Here is a 1,440-nt window from a genome sequence, read left to right as displayed (position 1 = left end):
ACCTCTGGGCTCGCCTCAAGGAGTGGCGCGCTGTCGCAACCAGATATGAAAAAACAGCAACGTCGTTCCTCGCGGTCATCCACATCGCTGCCGCAGCAGACTGGATCAAGCCCTAACAGGCCCTAGAATGCCACGACTGAACATAATGGCTGAGATGGACGCTCCGAGCGCTGCGCAGACCATTCTCGCCTCAAATTGCCCCACCAGTTCTTCCAGGACAAAAACAGCACCTGCGGCTGGCGCATTGAAGGCCGTTGCAAGACCTGCTCCCGCGCCAGCGGCAAGAAGGGCACGGCAGTCTGCACGTCCCAGTGAGAGCCGTCGTGCGATCGCATCGGCTACTGCGGCTCCCATCTGTACGCTAGGCCCTTCGCGTCCCAGGGCCAGACCACTCCCAATCGCCAGTAGACCGCCGACGAATTTGACCGGGATGAGTGGCCATGACGCCGGGCCGGTAATGCCCGATAGCACGGCTTCGACATGAGGAATGCCGCTGCCTGCCGCCAGCGGTGCAAGGCGGCGTACCATTTCTACAGCTGTCAGAGCTGCCAGGGCAACGCCGACGACCAGAAAGAAGCCTCCCCACGGCGAACCATGCAGAAACCGAGGGGCCATCTCCGTTCGCGTGAATTCCAGCCACTCCAGAAACAGGCGAAAGGTTCCGCAGATCGTACCGGTTGCGATACCGATCAGGATTGACGCTGACGCGAGGAAAACCAGACTGCAGGAACTGTCGGTTCGTTCTGAGTGCGGTGTTCTATCTGGCACCTGCTGTAGCACGGCGTCTTCTTTCGTTGACTGAGGTTCCCCGGCTTCGAATGCGACATCTGCGATCCGGGTCGCTGTTCATGAGGGACCCGTTTCCGGGCTCGGAGCAGTTTTTTTCTGAATCTCCTTCTGCTCGGTCTTTTCCATGAAACCTGTAGCAAGGACGGAATATAGTGGATGGGGACAGATCATTCGCGACACTCCGAACGCCAGAAATGCGGTTGCCAGAAGCGCCAGCGTGACCTGCTGGTTATCGCATATCTCCATCACGATGATCGTCGCTGTGAGCGGAGATTGGGCAACGCCACAGAAATATGCCGCCATCCCAAGCAGAACTACAGCACCTGGAGAGGTGTGGGGTAGGAACTGTCCGATCCACCCGCCCATGCCAGCACCGATAGCTAGGGACGGTGCAAACATGCCGCCAGGTATGCCAGAACAAAAGGTGATTAGTATGGAGAGGTATTTCAGGAAAAAGAAGGAGGCTGGATAATGGAGGGTGCCGTCTATGATTCCTCGCGCCTGGAGATAGCCCGTACCATAGCTCGCCCCGTCAGAGACTAGGCCGATCAGGGCCAGAAGCAGACCACATAAAGCGGCAAAACCGAGAGGGAAACGTGCCGCAAATGGGCGAAGTGATCCTGGCAGTCCCTTGGAGAGGCGAATGACACA

Annotated in this window: 3 protein-coding genes; 1 reads left to right on the top strand and 2 read right to left on the bottom strand. The window is 58.1% G+C overall.

Translation table 11 applies throughout. The annotated features are described in order from the left end of the window. The coding region (locus HNW77_RS17165; protein ID WP_146044241.1) for a transposase at window positions 1-116 on the top strand (116 nt) is incomplete at its 5' end. Here the strand turns inward: HNW77_RS17165 and HNW77_RS17160 are convergent. Further along, window positions 106-528, bottom strand: coding sequence for a chloride channel protein (locus tag HNW77_RS17160; RefSeq protein WP_241694549.1), 423 nt, complete (start codon window positions 526-528; stop codon window positions 106-108). The genes HNW77_RS17165 and HNW77_RS17160 overlap by 11 nt on opposite strands. A 318-nt stretch (window positions 529-846) precedes the next feature. Next, a partial coding sequence (locus HNW77_RS17155) for a chloride channel protein (protein WP_172159305.1) occupies window positions 847-1,440 on the bottom strand: 594 nt, incomplete at its 5' end.

The sequence above is a fragment of the Komagataeibacter melomenusus genome (assembly GCF_013155395.1).
Lineage (GTDB): Bacteria > Pseudomonadota > Alphaproteobacteria > Acetobacterales > Acetobacteraceae > Komagataeibacter > Komagataeibacter melomenusus.
The sequence above is the reverse complement of the archived record's forward strand: the minus strand, read 5'-3'. Positions and strand labels throughout refer to the sequence as shown.

What these genes read in the sequence shown, in the direction of transcription:
- HNW77_RS17160 (WP_241694549.1), bottom strand. Translation starts at nt 528, where the DNA reads ATGGTACGCCGCCTTGCACCGCTGGCGGCAGGCAGCGGCATTCCTCAT.